The following is a 17,712-nucleotide window of genomic DNA, read 5'->3' on the forward strand; positions in this document are numbered from 1 at the left end:
AATGCCCGCTCCCACAGCCTTCAACCAGGTCATCACGGCACCTCCCGCAAAGCGGGCACCAGCCGCATGCGTGCCATGCGCCAGGCCGGGATCAGCGCCGCCAGCAGCGCGGCCCCCACGCCCAGGGCGACGGTCTCGGCAATCTCGCGGCCTGCCCAGCGCAGGTCCATGCCCCAGCCGAAGGCCTCGCGGTTGATCACCTCGATCAGCAGCCAGCCCATGCCCAGCCCCAACGGGATCGCGGCCAGCGCTGCGAAGGCGCCCAGCACCGCGCCCTGAAACACCACCAGTCCGCGCACCCCGCCGGGCAGAAGGCCAAGGCTGCGCAGCGTGGCGAATTCACGCGCGCGTTCCATCTGCAGGGCCATCAGCGCCCCGAGGATCGCGATGAACGCGACCAGCAGCGTGATCACCCGCAGCAGATGCGTGATCGCAAAGGTACGGTCGAAGATCGCCATCGACTCCTGCTCGATATCGCCGGGGCGCGTGACCATGGCCGCCATCTCGCGCTCGGCCAGCCAAGTCTCCAGGCGCTCGATCACCGCGTCGGCATCCGCGCCCTCGGGCAGGCGCAGCCCAAACGAACCCACCTCCTCGGCGCCGGGCGTGCCCGCGTAGAACCGCTCACCCAGCATCAGCACCGTGCCCTGCGGACTGCCGTAGTCGCGATACACGCCCGCCACCTGGAACATCCGCCGTCCGCCCTCCACGCGGATCTCCAGCCGGTCGCCCACACCCACGTCGTGATGGGCCGCAAAGGGCTCGGTGACCAGTACCGCATCGGTCTCGCGCAGGCGCCGGTCGAGTGCTTCGCCCGTGGCCTCGGCCTCCAGCAGCGGCAGGTACTCCAGCCAGACCGGGTGCGGCTCGACCACGTAGAGATCGATCATCCCGACGTCACTCGGTGTGTCCTGGCTGGAGCCGGTGCTGACCGACTCCGCCTCCGCGATCCGGGCGAGCGTCTCCCCCCAGTCCGCGGGGAGGCGCGCCCCACTGCGCGCCGCGGCCGGCGCCACCGGCACCACGTACACATCCGAGGTAAGCGCCTGCCCCAGCCACTGCTCCACGCTGTCGCGAAAGCTCCCGACCATTACCGACACGCTGATCGCGGCCGCCAGGGCCAGCGTCAGCGCGGAGGTCGCCGGCGCGCTGCGCGACAGGCTCCGCTCCAGACTGCGCACCCCGATGCGCGGGAGCGTCTGCCCGCGACCCAGCCGCGCCAGACCGCGCAGGACCCCGGCCAGCACCAGCGGGAGCAGCAGCACAAAGCCAGTGATCAGCAGGAACAGCGCGACGAAGCTGCCCACCAGCCCCCCGGTCCCGAGCAGCAGCATCACGCCACCCGCCGCCAGCAGCACGACCGCCGCCAAGGCCAGGCCGCGCAGGCCGCGCCGTGCCCAGCGCTCCAGCCGCCCGCGCCCAAAGCTGCCAGGGCTGGCCGCCCGTGCCGCCTCCCAGGCCGGGGCCAGCGCCGCCAGCAGCGACAGCCCCACCCCCAAAGCGATCACCGCCAGCAGCGCCAGCGGGCGCGGCGTCACCTCAGTCACCGCCACCACAAAGAAATGATCCGTCACCGTCTGCGCGACCTGGCCGACCAGCACCTGCGCCAGACCGATCCCGACCAGCACCCCCAGCAGCGTGCCGATCACACCGACCAGCAAGGCCTCCAGCATCACCACGCCGAACAGCGCCCGCCGACCGGCCCCCACCAGGCGCAGGCTCGCCAGCACCTCGCGTCGGCGCAGCACCGCAAAGGTCTGGGTGTTGTAGATCAGGAAGGCTGCAATCAGCAGCGCCAGCAGGCTCATCGCCGTCAGGTTGATGCGGAAGGCCTGCGCCAGCTCGCGCGAGGCCTGGTCGCGCGCCGCCACTGGCACGAGTTCCAGACCATTCGGCAATCGCTCCGCGAAGGCGCCGATGTCGGCATCATCGAGGCGTACGTCGACACGATCGAGCCGTCCCGGCCGGCCGAGCAACGTCTGTGCGGTGGCGATATCCGTGACCCACAGCGAGCCACCCTCGTCGTCTGACTCGGCCGCCGGTTCGTCACGCTCCGCCTCGCGTTCGAGCAGCGTGACCTCGAAGCGCCCGGCGGCGGTCTCGAGCGCCAGGCGGTCCTCATGCGCCATCCCGGAGCCCACCCACCAGCCACTCGGCGGCAGGATCGTGCCCGGCTCGGTCACCAGCCGCTGCACCGGGGCATCCCCGATATCCGAGGCCGCCCCGCGGAACGGGCCCTCGGCCAGCGGATCGACGCCCAGCACATAGATCGTGCGCCCGTCCGGCAGCCGCGCGGGTCCCTCCACGATCGGCGCGGTATCGCGCCAGCCGGCCAGCCGCAGATCACGGTAATGTGTCTCGTCGAAACCCCGGGCCGGCCCCAGAATCTGGTGCGTGGCCGTGCCCGCCACCTCGTCCATCGAACGGTCGAACGCGCGCTGCGCCGACTGGTTGGCCAGATCCACCGCCAGCACCACGGCCACGGCGATCACCACGCCCACCAGCGTCAGCAGCCGCTGCAGCGGGCGCCTGCGCCAGTCGCGCAGCCAGGCCTTTACCAGCAGCGAGCTCACGTCGCCGAGGCTTCCGCGGCGAGATCCTGCAGGTGGCCGTCCTGCATGCGCAGCACCCGGTCCAGACGCCCGGCCAGGTCATCGCTATGCGTAACCAGCAACAGCGCGCAGCCGGTCGCACGCACCTGTTCCAGCAGCAGGCCGAACACCGCCTCTCCGGTGCGCGAGTCGAGGTTGCCGGTCGGCTCGTCGGCCAGGATCAGCGCCGGCCGGTGCACCAGCGCCCGTGCGATCGCCACGCGCTGCTGCTCGCCGCCGGATAGCTGCTCCGGTTCGCGCCCGCCCTTGTCCGCGAGCCCCACGGCTGCCAGCTGCGCCGCAGCCCGCTCACGGCGCTGCGCGGCATCCAGATCCGTCGCCAGCTCCAGCGGCAGCATCACGTTCTCCAGCGCCGTGAGCGTCGGGATCAGATGAAACGACTGAAACACGATCCCAACCTGCGCTCGGCGCAGCCGCGTACGCGCCGCCTCGTCCAGCCCCGCCAGCGCCTGACCGGCCAGTTCCACCGTGCCGGTGTCGGCCGGCTCCAGCCCGGCCGCCAGGTGCAACAGCGTGGATTTGCCGGAGCCACTCTCGCCGACGATCGCCACGCGCTCGCCGGGTGCCAGCGCCAGCTCCACGTCATGCAGCACGCGACCCTCGCCGGGGTAGCCGAAGGCCACTCCACTCATGGCGAGCACCGGGCTGCCGAGCGGTCGCTGGGGATGCATCGTCTGATCCTGCATCGGGTTTTCCTTGTCGATTACCACTGGTTGCCGGAAGAGCCACCGCACTTCCCACTCAAGGGGCGTTCACACCACCGTAACCACGGCCGTTCATGGTGTCTGCACAGACCCCTGACGGGAGAGGAATGTTTCAAAACAGCCCCCAAGCGGTTGATTGCGGCCCGACATCCGTTAGAATAAGTCGCATCTCCACACACGGGAACGCGCCTTGAAACGCCGATCACGCAGTCGATCTATCTGCGCCTCGCGGTAAGCGCCTCCTTCCCGAACCGGACGCTTCCCGCTGGGCCTCTAAGTACTAGAGTGCCGGGAGCGGCCGGGCCCCAGCCCGATCCCGACCGGACCAAGACACCTCATCCATGCGGCGCCTTGTGAGGCTGTGTATTCAGCCCCCTGGCCCGCGGATGACAGCCGGGAGTAGGGCATGGATTTGCATCTGGAACAATCCATCATCGAGCTGAAGGAGCTGCTGCGTCTGGACGACCGCGACGGCATCCAGGAACTGCTCGACTACACGCGTGTGCAGGACATCGCGCATGCGCTGATGGAGCTGAACGACGACGACCTGTGCGCGGTGTTCAACCTGCTGGAGCCCGGGCGCAAGGCGGATGTCTTCTCCTACCTCGACACCCCGCACCAGATCCGGCTGCTCGAGGCCTCGCCGAAGGACGACGCCCGCTTCATCCTCTCCGAGATGGAGGCCGACGACCTCACCGGCCTGCTCCAGACCCTGGATCCGGAGACTCTGCGTAGCTACCTGCGGTTGCTGCCGTTTCGCGCCATCCGCCGCGCCCTCAAGCAGCTCAACTACCCGGAGGACTCCGCCGGTCGCGTGATGTCCCCGGACGTCGTCGCGGTAGACCCCGACTGGACGCTCAAGCGCGCGCTGGCCTTCATCCGCCGCAACGCGGACGAACACTCGAACAACGTGATCTTCGTGGTCGATCAGGACCGCGTACTGCTCGCCGCAGTGCCGATCCGGCACTTCCTGCGCGCCTCGGCAGACAGCCCGGTGCGCGAACTGCTGGGCGAATCCGATCCGATCACCATCGGGGTATCCGAGTCGGCCGTGGAGGCCGCCCGCAAGATCCAGCACTACGACCTCGAGACCCTCCCAGTGGTCGGGGAGAATGGCGAGCTACTGGGGGTGATCACGGTCGACGACGTGATGGACGTGCTGGAGGCGGAGTCCACCGAGGACTTCCACAAGATCGGGGCGGTCGGGACCCTCCCGCTTTCGCCACAGGATGCGAGCCCGTTCCTTTTGTACCGCAAGCGCGTGGGCTGGCTGATCGGTCTGGTCGCGTTCAACACCATCGGCGCGCTGATGATCTCGCAGTACGAGGAGGCCATTGAGGCGTTGGTGGTGCTGGTGTTCTTCCTGCCGCTGATTATCGACTCCGGCGGCAACGCGGGTGCCCAGAGCGCCACGCTGATGGTGCGCGCCCTGGCCACCGGCGAGGTCACGTCCAAGGACTGGCTGCGGTTGTGGGGCAAGGAGCTCGGCGTGGCCGTCGGGATCGGCGTGACCATGGGCCTGGCGGTATCGCTCCTCGGCCTGTGGCGCGGCGGGGCCGATATCGCCCTGCTGGTGGCGATCGCGATGACGCTGATCGTCGCGTTCGCCAGCATGGTGGGCATGCTGCTGCCGTTCATCCTCAGCCGCCTGAAGCTGGACCCGGCCACCGCCAGCGTGCCGCTGATCACCGCCATCGCGGACCTCGGCGGCATCATGATCTATTTCTCCCTGGCCGTGGCGATGCTCGGCCTGGCGACTCCGTAGGGGACTGACCGATGAGCCCGACCGACGACGACATCCAGACCCTGCCGCAGACGCTCAAGACCGCGCTGGACCAGCCCACGGAAGACGCGCTCCAGGGGCTTTGCGACGCCCATGCGGGCGCCGACCTGTCGGACGCGCTGGAGGCCCTGCCGGAAGACCGCATGCTGGACTTCTTCCGGCGTCTCGACGTGTCCTGCACCGCCGATGTCTACGCGCACCTGGAGCCCGACCACCAGACGCGCGTGCTGCACGCGCTCGACGAAGACCATGCCAGCCGGCTGATGTCAGCGCTGTCCTACGACGATGCCGCCTCGGTCCTGGAAGGCCTGCACGACGACCACGCCGAATCCCTGCTCGAGACCATGCCGGACGACGACCAGGAGGCGCTGGAGACCCTGCTCGGCTTCCCGGAAGAAAGCGCCGGGCGCCTGATGACGCCCGAGTACGCCACCGTGCAGCCGGACTGGTCCGTGGGCGAGGCAATGGACCACCTGCGCGAACACCACGAACTGGCGGAGACCCTCAACACCATCTTCGTGACCACGCCGGAGGGCGAACTGCTGGGCTGGGTGCGCCTGAAGGAACTGCTGCTGTCGCGCCCCACCACCAGCGTGCGCGAACGCATGCACACCGATGTCGTCAGCATCGCGGCCGAGGAAGACCGCGAAGAGGCGGCCCACCGCATCGGGCATTACGACCTCGACGTCCTCCCCGTGGTCGACGACAACGGCCATCTGCTCGGCATCATCACCGTCGACGACGTGATGGACGTGCTGCGCGCGGAGACCACCGAGGACTTCCACCGCATGGCGGCGGTCGGCGACATGGTGCTCTCCCTGCGCGACGCCAGCATGAGCCTGCTCTACCGCAAGCGCATCGGCTGGCTGCTGATCCTGGTCGCGGTCAACATCTTCGCCGGCATCGCCATCGGCTACTACGAGGCCGCGATCGAGGCCGTGGTCGCGCTGGTCTTCTTCCTGCCCATGGTCATCGCCTCCGGCGGCAACGCCGGCGCCCAGGCCGCCACACTGGTCGTGCGATCACTGGCGGTGAACGACATACAGCTACGCGACTGGTGGCGCCTCGGCGGCAAGGAGGTCCTGGTCGCCACCGCACTGGGTGTCACCCTCGCCGCCGCCATCTGGGTCTCCGGCAACTGGCTGGGCACCGTCGAGGTCGCCAACGCGATCGCCCTGGGCATGTTCTTCGTGATCGTCTTCGGCTCGCTGTTCGGCATGCTCCTGCCGTTCGCCCTGACCCGCTTCGGCATCGACCCGGCCGTGGCCAGCGCCCCGCTGATCACCTCCGTAATCGACATCGTCGGCATCCTGATCTACTTCGGCGTCGCCGTCGCCATGCTCGGCCTCTGACACCCAACGGATACGCTCATCGGCCCCCGTAGGATGCCGATGAGCGCAGCGAATCGCATCAGGATTATCCCCGCCGCGGGAATGGTGCGTTTCGCCCGGCTCAACGCACCCTACAAATCGGTTAGCAGCCGCGAGGGCAACACCACGCCCCCACCCCGTCATGGCGAGGCCCCACAGGGGCCGCGGCCATCTCCGAACGGAACGCCGGCCCCAGTCATCCCGTCCGCAGCGAAGCGAAGAGCCGGGATCTCCACCCCCAACAGAAACCCAGCGCTTACTCACCCGACACAACAGAACGCAAGACCCCAGAAGTGACAACGTGCGTCAGTTCACATGACAAAAATGGTCACATGCGTCCTGTCACACAGTGACCAAACCCGTCATACTCAAAGCATCAGGCGGACCAAACCCGCCTGACTACGGGGCTTTTCATGAAATCGGACGAGTTGGCATCCGCCTTGCATCGGCTAGGACGGATGCCGCTGGGCGGCGCTCCGTCTTCCGTCACACACCAGGGAGTAACAAGATGCAGAAGAAAACCACCCAACAGGGTTTTACGCTTATCGAACTGATGATCGTGGTTGCGATCATCGGGATTTTGGCGGCGATTGCGTTGCCGGCTTATCAGGATTATACGGCGCGGGCTCAGGCGTCTGAGGGGCTCTCTGTGACCGCAGGGCTGCGCACCGATATCGGCGAGTGGGTAACCGAAGGCCGAGACTTGGACGAGTACCCGTTCGATACCCGCCATGATGGTACCGATGACTTCGCTGGACGATACGTCGCGTCGGTAGATTTCACTGACAGTAGTGATATCGAGATCACCTTCACTGCGGACTCTGCTCTGAACGGAGGCGTGATGCTTCTAACTCCGCAGGGTTCGGACGGCACTTTCGCCGACGGTGACCAGCGCATTCAAGGTTGGGTCTGCTCTTGGGATGACGAGACTCCTGCAAATCGTCTCCCGGGCGGGTGCCGCGAGTAACGGGTTAAAGCGGGTAAGGACACCCAGTTAGTACCGAGCCCCGGCCTTGTGCCGGGGCTTTTTTTTTCGCGGTGCACCCATCTGTGGGACACCCACTTTCCTCCCCACCGATATCTGCGGGACACCCACTTTGTTAGGAGAAACCGTGAACAGACCCGTGGGACACCCACTTTCCTCCCAGTTGTCATAAGCCCGATTCGCCGACACCAGCGACACAACTAACTGGCGGTAGGCTCCATACTCCCACTCCGCCCCCTCCCCCTAGGGCCACAAGCCTTCCGCCGGTGTGTTCGCCGTGGCGTGTTATGCCTTGCCAGACGACCGGGATAGCCCGAGGGTCCGCGGCTAATCCACCTCGCCAAATGCACTCGCAATTTAATGCACATACAATAATTTGATAGGGATCGAGTTTGACGCAGACAAGGACGCTGCGAACCTGGCGAAACACGGGGTCTCACTCGGCGATGCCCTCGGGCTCGAATGGGATACGCTCCTGGCCATGGAAGACCGACGGAAAAGCTACGGCGAACGGCGAACGTTCGGGTACGCCTTGATGGGCGAACGCTTGTATTGCGTCGTATTCACCGATCGATCATCCGTGCGGCGGATCATCAGCCTGCGCAAAGCCAACAACCGGGAGATTGTGCGTTATGTCCAAATCACTAACGCTACGTAGCGGTCGTCGGGTCGTCTTGAACGACGCCGACGAAGAGTCGTCCATTCAGGCCGGAATCGATGCGGGCCCAGAGACCCGGGAACCTTCCGAAGACGAGACGAAAGCCCTGCGACGCGTGGGTCGCCCGCCTCTACCTGTGACTAAAGAGCGCATCACGATCCGTCTGTCGCCCGACGTCGTGGAGGCATTCCGCGCTACAGGAAAGGGCTGGCAAACGCGAATGGACTCGGCTTTGAAGGACTGGCTCAAGGAACATAGCCCGACGTCTAATAGTCGTTAGTGCCCGGCTGCGGCTCCGGCCGCGGTATGGTATGACCAACTGACATCGCGGTGGCATCTGCGGCACACCCACTTTCCCCCCACCGCTACACGGCCCCTCGCTCAGGCCCCGGATAACCGCTGCGCGCTTTCCGGGATGGCTACTGGATGCAACTCCTTCAGGAAATGATCAGAGACGATCGCTCGCGGGGCACCGAGACTACGACGACACCGCTTTGCGGTGCTCCCAGGGGCTCCAGGCTTGTGACCAGATATTGCCGGGGCACAGAACGCAAAAGGGCCGCCCGCGGATTCCCTTCCCGGACGACCCTTTAGGGGCTTCCTTGCCCCAGGGCACAATCTAGCACGAGCCTCGTGGATTTCCAGCTACACACCGAAGAGGCCGCCGAACGGTCGTTTTTGCGCCATAGGCGGTACTTTTGGATGGAATAAACTGCGGCATCGTAGGACACCCACTTTCTCAAGACAGGCCCTTGCTATCGCGGCTGATCGCATCTAGGTTCTGAAACGTCCGATTCCATGGAAGGAGTCCACAATGACCCAACCCCGCTCGTCCCTCGTCTCCGTCGAGGACACGCCCTGGTACCACGTCGTTTCACGCTGCGTTCGGCGCGCCTTTCTCTGCGGCGAGGATCGCGTGTCCGGACACAACTTCGAGCATCGCCGCGAATGGATCGAGACGCGGATCCTGGAGCTGGCCGCGATCTTCGCCATCGATGTGGCTGCCTATGCCGTGATGAGCAATCACTACCATGTGGTGGTACGGCTGGACCCTGAACGCGCAGCCTCACTGGACACCGAGTCCGTCCTGCTTCGCTGGACGCGCCTGTTCTCTGGCCCCGAACTGGTCAGACAGTATCTGTCGCCGCGACGGAAGGCGATGTGCGACGCACAGTTACGCCGGGTCGAGGAGTACGCCCAAACGTATCGGAACCGGCTGGCAGATCTGTCGTGGTTCATGCGTGTGCTGAATGAATCCATCGCACGACAGGCCAACGAGGAGGAAGGCGTCAAGGGACGATTCTGGGAGGGGCGCTTCAAGAGTCAGGCCCTGCTGGATGACGCAGCCGTGCTGGCGGCCATGAGCTACGTGGACTTGAATCCGGTCCGTGCCGGGATGGCCGAAGCCTTGCACGAGTGTGATCACACTTCGCTGAAACGGCGTATCCGCCCGGAGGCCGAGGATGATTCGGCGTGCGCGCCCAGCAACATTTCCCACCGTCCCGGGGCATGTAGTGCACCGGGGACGCTACGCCCCGAAATTGAGCTGCGATCGCTTCCCCGAGCGCCACTGATGCCGTTTGATGCAAGCGGCCAGTTCGAACCGGCGATCCCATTTGCGTTCGAGGATTACCTGGAGCTGACGGACGCATTGGGGCGCTGCGTACATCCGACGAAACGAGGATCGATTCCCGCGCACCGCCCTCGCCTGCTCGACCAGCTGGGCATGGATGCCGAAGCCTTTATCCGGCGATCCAGCCATCTATTGCGCGCGTTCGGCTCGGCCATTGGCGCACCGGAGCAGTTGGTGAGCCTCGCCGAACGTCGGCAGTGCCGCTACCTCCGAGGAATCTCCATGGCGCGGGTGCTGTTCGCCCGCCCTGCTGCTTGAACCCGAGCGCAGGACGTCGACTTGGCATGGATGAATTTCGGTTGTTTGGGCCGCTCGCGGCCGGTTCGATCCACGTTGTTCCGCGGCACTGTTGGCTAGTTAGGCCTTAGTGGGGCTCGCGTGGGCCCCAAAAGAAAGAGCCACCCGGGCTTCCGTTCCTGGGCGGCTCTAGCGAAGGCATCCCTGCCTTCGCGGTTGAAAGTAGCACATCGTTTGCCAATTTCTAGATGTATTTCCCGTTTTTCGTCGAACGGCCCTATGCGCCGACTGAGCGGTACTTCCTCTAACAGAGCAACGATTGTTTTATCTTTCGATTGCAGGCTGAACACCAGGCAATGCGCTTAACCTAGCTCTGCTGAAGAATCAGGGGAGAGTGCGGCGACGGACATGGCAGCGACGTGCCTGGCGCATTGCCCCGGAAGCCGTTGCCCATAGATGTGGATAGACACTAAACCGGAGTCACCGTCACTGAAAGGGCGTCAGCAGTTGCACAGGGACTTTGCGGGGCGCCCAACCCAAGGCCCAGGCCTCCGCGGTGGATCAACCCGGCTCGGCGGGCTTGCATGCGTGAATCTGCACGACAGCACCACGGCCCGTATGAAAAACACCTTCAACCACGTCACGCTCGACCTCGACCGCATGAATGAACTCAAGGCCGGTCAGTTCATCACGCAGCTCTGGCAGATTCATCATGAGCGCCTCGGTAGGCGGTCCCCCGGTTCCCAGGGCCAGTTGCGCCGGCGTATACCCCTCCAGAATGAAACGCCCGCCAGGCCTCAAGCCAGCGACCGCCTCCCGATGTAGCCGACGCCGAGTATCGGGCGGCAGATGGCAGAAAATCGAGACGACAAGGTCCCAACGGTTCGGCTGGATACTGTAGTCGGTCAGATCCGCGACTTCCGTCCGGATCGCGACATGACGTTGCGTCGCAAGACGCTCGGCCTTCTCCAGACCTACTGACGAACTATCCACCGCCAGCACATCGAACCCACGTTCGGCCAGAAAGACCGCGTTTCGTCCCTCACCTTCGGCCAGGCAAAGAGCTTTCCCAGGCGGAACCCCCGAGATCTGCTCGGCCAGGAAATCGTTCGGCCGAGTACCGTAGACATACTCATCCGTGGCGTACCGTTCATCCCACATCAATCGACTCCACCCGTTGGTTCCTTGCCCTCAAGTATGTGCAGGACACCCACTTTGTAGGCACCCACTTTGTGGGCGAGCACCTGCCCTGCGCAGCTAAGGGACACCCACTTCGACCGACAGGACACCCACTTTGTGGGCGGGTTCGCGGCTGCCAGCCAATTGCCGGAAAGCGGAGTTTCGCCTACTCTTGCACGCCTTTCCGGACTGGTCCACGGCGAGCCCGCCGCGCCGCCGAAATGTCGAACCACCAGCGAACCACCAGAGTCCAGAACCGCCATGAGCGCACCGACCTCGCTACGCCAGCGCCTCGAGCATTTTATCGAAGCCCGTCTCACCCAGCGCGCAATCATCGCGCTGATCCTGCTGAACGCCGTGACGCTGGGGTTGGAGACGTCCGATACCGTAATGGGCTGGATGGGCCCGGTGATCCTCACGGCAGACGCCGTCATCCTGTCGATCTTTACGGCCGAGGTACTGGCCAAGCTGTTTGTCTATCGCCTGAGTTTCTGGCGCAACCCCTGGAATGTCTTCGACTTCTTCGTGGTGGGGATCGCACTCATCCCGGCCTCCGGACCGTTCTCGGTATTGCGCGTGCTACGACTGCTGCGCCTGGTATCGATGGTGCCCAAACTGCGCTTTATCGTGGAGGCGCTCCTGCGGGCCATCCCCGGGATCGTGTCGATCATGGGCCTGCTGGTGCTGATCTTCTACGTGTTCGCGATCATCGCGACCGGGCTGTTCAGCGACTCGTTCCCGCAAAAATTCGGGACGCTCGGGGCCTCGATGTACAGCCTGTTCCAGGTAATGACACTGGAAGGCTGGTCCGAAGACATCGCACGCCCGGTGATGGAGATCTACCCCTGGGCTTGGGCGTTTTTTGTGCCATTCATCCTGATCGCCACCTTCACCGTGCTGAACCTGTTCATCGCGATCATCGTGGACGCGATGCAGCGCATGCATGATCGCGCAATCGAGATCGAGCAGCAGATGATCCATGACAGCGTGCACGAGGAGAACAAGGCGCTGCACTCGGAGATCCACGAGCTACAGCAGGAGACGGTCAAGCTTCAGGAACGCCTCATCCGCATGCAGAGCATGCTGGAGAAGCGGGTGAAGTAGCGGCCGACGGGGAGGGTGACGCATGCGAGATTCGCGTGCGAGCACGCTCCCACAGGGGGGATATGCCCCCCGGGTCCCATGAGATCAGCCGCGTCGCGCCTGCGACCGGTGCGTTTCGCGAGGCTCAACGCACCCTACGCGTCCTCGAACGCGCAGGGGCCGCTGGATCAGGCGCTGGCGGCGGCCGGCTCGGCGGCGCGTTCGCCCAGGCGGCGGCCGGTCGCATTGAGCACGGCCTGCAGCGTAGCGGCGGTCGTGTCCTCGCCCAGCGCGACACCGACGGAGCGCTCGCCGTCGACCTGCACGTCCACCGCGGCCATGGCGCGCGCCTCGGTGCCCGACTCCATCGCGTGCTCGTCAAAGTGGCTCACCTTGACCTCGACGCCCCGGTCGGCCTTCATCGCGGCGGTCAGGGCCTCGACCGCGCCGTGGCCCTCGCCCTTCAGGCGCGACTCGCGCCCGGGCGGGCCCATGGTCGCGTCCAGCCGCACCACCGGGCCTTCCTTCTCGATCTCGTAGCGCACCAGATCCCAGCCGGCGACCGGCGTCAGGTAGTGCTGCTCGAACAGCTCGTGGATACGCTTCGAGGAGACCTCGATCTGCGAGGTCTCGGCATCTTTCTGCACGATGCGGGCAAACTCGATCGCCAGCCAGCGCGGCACCTCGATACCGTAATCGCGCTCCAGCACATGCGCCACGCCGCCCTTGCCGGACTGGCTGTTGATGCGCACGACCTCCTCGTAGCGCCGGCCCAGATCGCTCGGGTCGATCGGCAGGTACGGCACGTTCCAGTGGCCGCCCTGTTCCTTGTAGTGCGCAAGCCCCTTGCGGATCGCATCCTGATGGCTGCCGGAGAACGCGGTGTAGACCAGCTCGCCGGCCCACGGATGGCGCGGGTGGACGGGCATGTCGGTGCACTCCTTGTACACGTCCATCAGCCGTTCCATGTCGGACAGGTCGATGGTCGGGTCGATCCCCTGCGAGTACAGGTTCATCCCGACGGTGACCAGGTCCATGTTGCCGGTGCGCTCGCCGTTGCCGAACAGCGTGCCCTCCAGGCGGTCGGCCCCGGCCAGCAGGCCCAGCTCGGCCGCGGCCACGCCGGTACCGCGGTCATTGTGCGTATGCAGCGACACGCAGAAGTGCTCGCGGTACTGCACGTGGTCGCAGAACCACTCGACCTGGTCGGCAAAGACGTTGGGCGTGGCCGACTCGACCGTGGCCGGCAGGTTGATCACGACCTTCTGGCCCTGGTCCGGGCGCCAGATCGCGTTCACGGCATCCACGACCTCGACCGCGTAGTCCAGCTCGGTGGTAGAGAAGCTCTCCGGCGAATACTGGAAGATCCAGTCCGTCTGCGGATACTTCGCCGCATAGTCACGCACCCAGCGCGCGCCGTTCTCGGCGATGCCGCGGATGCCGGCACGGTCCATGCGGAAGACCTGCTCGCGCTGCGCCGGGTTGGTGGAGTTGTACACGTGCACCACCGCGCGCGGCGCGCCCTCCAGCGCGGCGAAGGTCTTCTGGATCAGATCCTCGCGCGCCTGCGTCAGCACCTGCACGTACACCCCCTCGGGGATCCGGTCCTCCTCGATCAGACGGCGGGTGAAGTCGTAGTCGATCTGCGAGGCGGAGGGGAAGCCGATCTCGATCTCGGTCAGGCCGATATCCACCAGCACCTCGAAGAAGCGCATCTTCTGCTCGACGCTCATCGGGTGCACCAGCGCCTGGTTGCCGTCGCGCAGGTCCACCGCGCAGAAACGCGGCGCAACCGTCGTGCGCTGCGCCGGCCAGCGGCGGTCCGCCTTGTCGATCGGCGGGAACGGGGCGTACTTGGTGTGATCGAAGGCCATCTTGATTCTCTCCTGGGGCCGCGGCTTTCCGTCGCGGCGATTGGTCCACTTGCACATTATCCTAACGAATTTGCGCGGACAGAACCTTGCTTTTTTCGCATATAGCGGGAGGTAAGAGGCTGTTTATTGCTTTAAATAGCCTATCTGGCGCAATATTCCACCATGGAACCGCAACCGCACAAGCTCGACCGCTTTGACCGTCACATCCTGGAGATCCTGCAGGAGGACGCCAGCCTGTCGAACCAGGCCCTCGCCGAGCGCGTGGGGCTGAGCCCCTCGCCCTGCCTGCGGCGCGTTCGGGCACTCGAGCAGGCCGGGATCCTGATCCGGCGCGTGGCCCTGCTCGACCGGCGCGCCCTGGGGCTGGAACTGACCGCGCTGATCCACATCGGCATGGACCGCCACACCCCGGAGCGCTTCGCACGCTTCGAGGAGGCGATCGCCAGCTACCCCGAGGTGCAGCACCTGTATCTGATCACCGGGCAATCGGCGGACTACATGCTGCAGGTCGTCGTGCCGGACATGGACGCCTATCAGGACTTCCTGCTGCGGCGGGTGACCCGGCTGGAGGGGGTGGATTCGGTGCACTCGAGCTTCGTCCTGCGCCGCGTGGTGGACCGCACCTCGCTGCCGCTGGACTACATCCGCGACTGACGGCGGGCCGCGAACCTCCCTCCGAAACGGCTCCGATGGCTCAGCGCTTCCCTCAGCGCCCGCCGAACTGGGGCAGCAGACGCGCGGGCAGCAGGTGAATGAGGATGAAGCCCAGCATCGCAGCGACGACGATCGTCGGCCCGGTCGGGGTGTCGTACTGGAACGAACCCCAGACGCCGACGAGCACCGCCAGCATGCCGATCACACCGGCCAGGAACGCCATTTGCTCCGGCGTCGACGCGAAGCGCCGGGCACTCGCGGCCGGAATGATCATCAACGCCGTAATCAGCAAGACGCCGACCACCTGCATCGCGGCCGCGATCACCAGCGCGATCAGCAGCATCAGTCCCAAGCGCACGGCCAGCACCGGCACACCCTCGACCCGCGCCAGTTCCTCGTGCACCGTCAGCGCCAGCAGCGGTCGCCAGAGCAGCACCAGCAGCAACAGCGCAATGCCGCCGCCTATGGCAATCGCCAGCAGGTCATTCGTCCCCACCGCGAGGATGTCGCCGAACAGATAGGCCATCAGGTCCACCCGCAGGCCCTCAATAAAGGTGACCGCCACGATCCCCAGCGACAGCGCGCTGTGCGCCAGGATCCCCAACAAGGTGTCGGAAGCCAGCTCCTGACGGCGCTGCAGGATCACCAGCAGCACGGCGATCGCGACACAGACGATGGTCACCATCAGGTTGAGATTCGTCCCCAGCAGGAACCCGAGCGCCACCCCCAGCAGGGCGGAATGCGAGATCGTGTCGCCGAAATAGGCCATACGCCGCCAGACCACGAAGGCACCCAGCGGCCCGGCCACGGCCGCCACCATCAGCCCTGCCAGCACCGCGCGGAACAGGAAGTCATCCAGCCAGGCTTCGATCATCGTTTCGGCGTTCCCTGTCCGTGATGGTGGGCGTGGCCACAGCCGTGCGACCCGCCCGTTCCGTTGTCATCCAGATCATGCACCTCGCCGTGCAGGTCGTGGACATGGTTGTGGTCATGTTTGTAGATACCGATGCCTTGCACATCGGCGGTGGGGAACAGGCGCTGGTACTCCGGGTGGCGCGAGACCTCCTCCGGCCGGCCGGTGCAGCAGACATGCTGGTTCAGGCAGATCACGGCATCCGCCCCCGCCATGACCAGATGCAGGTCATGCGAGACCATCAGCACCCCGCAGCCGGTCTCGCGCCGAATGTCATCGATCAAGCGAAAGACCTCGCCCTGCCCGACGATATCCACGCCCTGCGCCGGCTCGTCCAGCACCAGCAGATTGGGCCGGTTGAGCAGCGCCCGCGCCAGCAGCACCCGCTGCATCTCGCCCCCGGACAGGGATTGCACCGGCTTGTCCAGCAGGTGCGGGACACCCACCCTTTCCAGGTGCGCCAGCAGCTCGGCCCTCGGCGCGCGCTGGCGCAGCGTCAGAAACCGCCGCACCGACAACGGCAGCACCGGTTCGATCTGCAGGCGCTGCGGCATGTAGCCGATGCGCAGCCCGCGCCGGCGCTTCACCTGCCCCCGCGTCGGCTGCCACAGGCCCAGCAGGACCCGCAGCAGGGACGTCTTGCCCGCGCCGTTGGGGCCAATCACCACCGCGACTTCGGCCGGCGGGATCTGCACCGAGACCCGGTCGAGAATCAGCTTGCCCCCCCGCTCCAGGGAAATATCACGGGCGTCCAGCAGTGGGCTGTGGTCCGATTCCGGTGCGGACATGGTGGCAGGGCTTCCCTTGTTCATGTTGATATACTATAACGTTCTCTAATTCCGATCCGACACCCTGGAGACCCTGCCATGCACTCGCGCCCGCGCCACCCCTTCGGGATTTCGCTGACGGTCAGCCTGCTGGCCATCCTGGGCCTCCTGCTCCCGGGCATGGCCGCCGCCGACAAGCCGCGCATCGTCGCGACCATTCTACCGATTCACAGCATCGTCGCCGCCCTGGGCGAGGACGCCTTCGACGTGGAACTGCTGGTCCCCGCCACGGCTTCGCCGCACGGATATTCCATGCGGCCATCCGAGGCGCGCCGTCTGCAGAACGCGGACATGGTGGTCTGGGTCGGCCCGGATCTCGAGACCTTTCTGGAGCGCCCGCTCCGCCGTGCCGGCGACCGCGAGATTATCAGCCTGATGGACGACCTCCACCTGGACCTGAAGCCCACGCGCGAAGGGGGCGTCTGGGAGCATCACCACGACCACGGGGACGATGATCACGGCCACGGCGACCATGACCACGATCACAACGGCCATGGCCACAGCCACGACGACGGGCACTCCGACGACAATCACAGCCACAACGGCCATGGCCACAACGGCCATGACCACAACCATGATCACGGCCACCACGACGAGGCCCATGGACACGACCATGATCACCATCACGGCGACTACGATGCCCACATCTGGCTCTCGCCAGCGGTGGTGCGCGCGATCACCGAACAGCTCGCCGACAAGCTGATGCAATGGGACCCGGAACGCGCCGAAATCGTGGAGGCCAACCGTGACGCCCTGCTCGAACGGATCAACGATCTGGACGGACGCCTGGCGGAACAGCTCGAGCCGGTACGGGACCAGGCCTTTATCGTGTTCCACGACGCCTACCAGTACTTCGAGCAGCACTACGGCCTGAACGCCGCCGGCTCGATCAGCATCGATCCCTCGCGCAGCCCGGGGCCGCGGCGCATCAGCGAATTGCGCGAGCGTGTCGCCGACGGCGACGTGGTCTGCCTGTTCACCGAGCCGCAATTCCGTCCGGCCCTGGCCGAGACCGTGGCCGAGGGAACCGATACACGGCTCGGCGTGCTGGATCCGGTCGGTGCCGAGCTGGAGCCCGGGCCGGATGCCTGGTTCGAGTTGATGCAGAACATGGCGGACGGCTTTGCCGGCTGCCTGGGTAAGGAATAGCCCGAGGGACAAGCCAAGGCGGTGCGTTTCGCTGCGCTCAACGCACCCTAC

General features: G+C 65.6%; 15 protein-coding genes. 9 read left to right on the forward strand and 6 right to left on the reverse strand.

The annotated features are described in order from the left end of the window. Nucleotides 1-32: 32 nt before the first annotated feature. Nucleotides 33-2,573, reverse strand: coding sequence for an FtsX-like permease family protein (locus F467_RS0110435; RefSeq protein ID WP_018137925.1), 2,541 nt, complete (start codon nt 2,571-2,573; stop codon nt 33-35). Further along, entirely contained in the window at nt 2,570-3,298 is a 729-nt protein-coding gene (locus F467_RS0110440) for an ABC transporter ATP-binding protein (protein WP_018137926.1), read from the reverse strand. Before F467_RS0110440 ends, F467_RS0110435 begins: the two co-directional genes overlap by 4 nt. Nucleotides 3,299-3,722: 424 nt before the next feature. Between F467_RS0110440 and mgtE (F467_RS0110445) the strand changes: the two genes are divergently transcribed. The 6 genes from mgtE (F467_RS0110445) (at nt 3,723) to F467_RS0110465 (ending at nt 10,003) form a co-directional block, all read left to right on the forward strand. Next, the gene (mgtE, locus tag F467_RS0110445; protein ID WP_018137927.1) at nt 3,723-5,081 is read left to right on the forward strand and encodes a magnesium transporter; all 1,359 of its coding nucleotides are present in this window, start codon (nt 3,723-3,725) and stop codon (nt 5,079-5,081) included. Between the two features lie 11 nt (nt 5,082-5,092). Beyond that, on the forward strand, nt 5,093-6,451 hold the full coding sequence (gene mgtE / locus F467_RS0110450; RefSeq protein ID WP_018137928.1) for a magnesium transporter: 1,359 nt from the start codon (nt 5,093-5,095) through the stop codon (nt 6,449-6,451). Nucleotides 6,452-6,977: 526 nt separating this feature from the next. After that, on the forward strand, nt 6,978-7,436 hold the full coding sequence (locus F467_RS0110455; RefSeq protein ID WP_018137929.1) for a pilin: 459 nt from the start codon (nt 6,978-6,980) through the stop codon (nt 7,434-7,436). Between the two features lie 397 nt (nt 7,437-7,833). Further along, on the forward strand, nt 7,834-8,112 hold the full coding sequence (locus F467_RS0110460) for a BrnT family toxin (protein ID WP_026182176.1): 279 nt from the start codon (nt 7,834-7,836) through the stop codon (nt 8,110-8,112). Then, nucleotides 8,087-8,392, forward strand: a complete 306-nt coding sequence (locus tag F467_RS13550; protein ID WP_081601192.1) for a BrnA antitoxin family protein — start codon at nt 8,087-8,089, stop codon at nt 8,390-8,392. The genes F467_RS0110460 and F467_RS13550 overlap by 26 nt, the downstream gene beginning before the upstream one ends. 534 nt (nt 8,393-8,926) lie before the next feature. Then, a complete protein-coding gene (locus tag F467_RS0110465) occupies nt 8,927-10,003 on the forward strand; it encodes a transposase (RefSeq protein ID WP_018137931.1) in 1,077 nt (358 codons plus the stop codon). 540 nt (nt 10,004-10,543) lie between these two features. Here F467_RS0110465 and F467_RS0110470 read toward each other — a convergent pair. Next, nucleotides 10,544-11,143: a bifunctional 2-polyprenyl-6-hydroxyphenol methylase/3-demethylubiquinol 3-O-methyltransferase UbiG gene (locus tag F467_RS0110470; protein ID WP_012983066.1), complete on the reverse strand. Its 600-nt coding sequence runs from the start codon at nt 11,141-11,143 to the stop codon at nt 10,544-10,546. A gap of 279 nt (nt 11,144-11,422) precedes the next feature. Here F467_RS0110470 and F467_RS0110475 point away from each other — a divergent pair, with 279 nt between their 5' ends. Then, complete coding sequence (locus F467_RS0110475; RefSeq protein WP_018137932.1) at nt 11,423-12,265, forward strand: ion transporter; 843 nt, start codon at nt 11,423-11,425, stop codon at nt 12,263-12,265. Between the two features lie 167 nt (nt 12,266-12,432). Here the strand turns inward: F467_RS0110475 and F467_RS0110480 are convergent, their stop codons facing one another. Beyond that, complete coding sequence (locus F467_RS0110480; RefSeq protein WP_018137933.1) at nt 12,433-14,118, reverse strand: 2-isopropylmalate synthase; 1,686 nt, start codon at nt 14,116-14,118, stop codon at nt 12,433-12,435. A gap of 162 nt (nt 14,119-14,280) precedes the next feature. On the opposite strand from F467_RS0110480, the gene F467_RS0110485 reads away from it, so the two are divergent. Next, a complete protein-coding gene (locus tag F467_RS0110485) occupies nt 14,281-14,772 on the forward strand; it encodes an Lrp/AsnC family transcriptional regulator (RefSeq protein ID WP_018137934.1) in 492 nt (163 codons plus the stop codon). Between the two features lie 52 nt (nt 14,773-14,824). Here F467_RS0110485 and znuB read toward each other — a convergent pair whose 3' ends face one another. Together znuB and znuC are read right to left on the reverse strand one after the other, a co-directional pair. Further along, a complete protein-coding gene (gene znuB, locus F467_RS0110490; protein WP_012983078.1) occupies nt 14,825-15,646 on the reverse strand; it encodes a zinc ABC transporter permease subunit ZnuB in 822 nt (273 codons plus the stop codon). After that, the gene (gene znuC, locus F467_RS0110495; RefSeq protein ID WP_012983079.1) at nt 15,643-16,473 is read right to left on the reverse strand and encodes a zinc ABC transporter ATP-binding protein ZnuC; all 831 of its coding nucleotides are present in this window, start codon (nt 16,471-16,473) and stop codon (nt 15,643-15,645) included. The genes znuB and znuC overlap by 4 nt, the downstream gene beginning before the upstream one ends. A 78-nt stretch (nt 16,474-16,551) precedes the next feature. On the opposite strand from znuC, the gene F467_RS0110500 reads away from it, so the two are divergent. Beyond that, nucleotides 16,552-17,661: a zinc ABC transporter substrate-binding protein ZnuA gene (locus F467_RS0110500; protein WP_018137935.1), complete on the forward strand. Its 1,110-nt coding sequence runs from the start codon at nt 16,552-16,554 to the stop codon at nt 17,659-17,661. The last annotated feature ends 51 nt before the right edge of the window (nt 17,662-17,712 follow it).

The sequence above is a fragment of the Thioalkalivibrio sp. ALJ12 genome (genome assembly GCF_000378305.1).
Classification (GTDB): Bacteria; Pseudomonadota; Gammaproteobacteria; order Ectothiorhodospirales; family Ectothiorhodospiraceae; genus Thioalkalivibrio.

Coding starts and splice junctions, on each gene's coding strand:
- F467_RS0110440 (WP_018137926.1), bottom strand. CDS start 3,298: ATGCAGGATCAGACGATGCATCCCCAGCGACCGCTCGGCAGCCCGGTG.
- mgtE (WP_018137927.1), top strand. CDS start 3,723: ATGGATTTGCATCTGGAACAATCCATCATCGAGCTGAAGGAGCTGCTG.
- mgtE (WP_018137928.1), top strand. CDS start 5,093: ATGAGCCCGACCGACGACGACATCCAGACCCTGCCGCAGACGCTCAAG.
- F467_RS0110455 (WP_018137929.1), top strand. CDS start 6,978: ATGCAGAAGAAAACCACCCAACAGGGTTTTACGCTTATCGAACTGATG.
- F467_RS13550 (WP_081601192.1), top strand. CDS start 8,087: ATGTCCAAATCACTAACGCTACGTAGCGGTCGTCGGGTCGTCTTGAAC.
- F467_RS0110465 (WP_018137931.1), top strand. CDS start 8,927: ATGACCCAACCCCGCTCGTCCCTCGTCTCCGTCGAGGACACGCCCTGG.
- F467_RS0110470 (WP_012983066.1), bottom strand. CDS start 11,143: ATGTGGGATGAACGGTACGCCACGGATGAGTATGTCTACGGTACTCGG.
- F467_RS0110475 (WP_018137932.1), top strand. CDS start 11,423: ATGAGCGCACCGACCTCGCTACGCCAGCGCCTCGAGCATTTTATCGAA.
- F467_RS0110480 (WP_018137933.1), bottom strand. CDS start 14,118: ATGGCCTTCGATCACACCAAGTACGCCCCGTTCCCGCCGATCGACAAG.
- F467_RS0110485 (WP_018137934.1), top strand. CDS start 14,281: ATGGAACCGCAACCGCACAAGCTCGACCGCTTTGACCGTCACATCCTG.
- znuB (WP_012983078.1), bottom strand. CDS start 15,646: ATGATCGAAGCCTGGCTGGATGACTTCCTGTTCCGCGCGGTGCTGGCA.
- znuC (WP_012983079.1), bottom strand. CDS start 16,473: ATGTCCGCACCGGAATCGGACCACAGCCCACTGCTGGACGCCCGTGAT.
- F467_RS0110500 (WP_018137935.1), top strand. CDS start 16,552: ATGCACTCGCGCCCGCGCCACCCCTTCGGGATTTCGCTGACGGTCAGC.